The sequence below is a fragment of the Hallella absiana genome (genome assembly GCF_025457485.1).
Lineage (GTDB): Bacteria > Bacteroidota > Bacteroidia > Bacteroidales > Bacteroidaceae > Prevotella > Prevotella absiana.
Window position 1 is genome coordinate 1 of the sequence record NZ_JAMXSP010000081.1, and the last position, 1,315, is coordinate 1,315.

Annotated in this window: 1 protein-coding gene; it reads right to left on the reverse strand. The window is 47.5% G+C overall.

Annotation, left to right across the window (positions count from 1 at the left end):
- Positions 1–140 precede the first annotated feature (140 nt).
- Positions 141–1,202, reverse strand: coding sequence for a hypothetical protein (locus tag NG346_RS14455; protein WP_262281372.1), 1,062 nt, complete (start codon positions 1,200–1,202; stop codon positions 141–143).
- Positions 1,203–1,315: the final 113 nt, after the last annotated feature.

Below are 1,315 nucleotides of genomic sequence, written 5' to 3' on the forward strand. Positions count from 1 at the left end.
TATCTTTTCTTGTTCCATGACCGCAAAGGTAAGCAAAAAAAATAGTTTTAGCACGCTATCATATCAAGTTCTTTGGTTAGGCAGCGGCATCCGTCCGCCACGGACAATCCCCCTTGGGCCATGATTAAATGGATGAATGGTTAAAAAGCGAGAAACGGCCGGACTGGCCTGCTGTACGTCTTGGTGAGGCTGCTGCCGTCGTTGAAGCGAACAGAACCGGCTCCCTGCCCATCGTCGACTCCCGAATCGACGACGATCGCTTCCGTGGCGGAAAACTCCGTAGAGGTCCACTCCCAAGTGTTCACCGCCTGAAAGAACTCGGTATAGTTGTTCGCGCCCACCTTGCTCAAAGCGGTATTTACCTTGGACGAAACCGTTGTCATGTTGGATACAAAATCATTAATGTTCCAGCCATTCGACGGGTAACCGCCAATGGCATGCATGATGGCATAACACTGGCCGGCCGTTGGCAAGAACCAGCCCGTGGAAGTGGCAGGAGCCTTCAATGTGGTATAGGCAAGTGCAGCCTGTGCCGCAGGATGGGCAGAGTTGTTCAAGGCCACTGATTCTTTATAGCCTGAGCCATAAGATTGGGTAGAGGAGCCAACAATAAGAGCTGGTGTGTTTACCTTTGACCTGCCATCATCGGTTTTGCTTGTCTTCCATTGATATCTTGTTCCATGGTTTGTGGTACCTGTTGAGCCAATGGTTTTTAAGCACATCACCAACGCATGTCCGCCCACGCTGCTCGACTTGGTATTCTTTTCCGTCCAGTAGTTGCTGCCGATATATCCTACAATACCAATCGGTGTCTTGCCACTAATCAGGCTTTCACTCTGATGCGACATGTCACCATCGCTATAGTACACGTCACCCAAGGCCATTGTATAGCTTGTTTCTGTATTGTTGGGAGAGCAGGTAGCTTCTTGTGCTAAGTATTTGTCAGCTGATAATTTATAAGAGAGTGTCTTGATCCACTTTTCTTCCCCAGTTGAAGTGGTATTATAGACTACAGTAGCCGCTGGCTTTTGTATAGCAACGTAACATGTACTGGTTTTCTTATAGGGGGTGATACTTGCACTTATCGCAGACGAAGCTGTAACGGTGTATTGATTATGTACCCACTTGAAGTTCGCGTCCGTCGACAAGTGTCTGTAGTCATAGTGCGTCTTCTGTCCGAGGTTGATGACTGCCGTAACCATTCAATTTAGGCCGTCCTGTAATCAAACAAAAAATCCCGAGGTTATTCCCGGGATTTTTTGTATTGGTATGGCAGAAGTTGTATGATCTCATCTTCATCCATATTGTCTCTTAG

Excerpts from the sequence above, each read along its gene's own strand:
- NG346_RS14455 (WP_262281372.1), bottom strand. The coding sequence starts at position 1,202 with ATGGTTACGGCAGTCATCAACCTCGGACAGAAGACGCACTATGACTAC.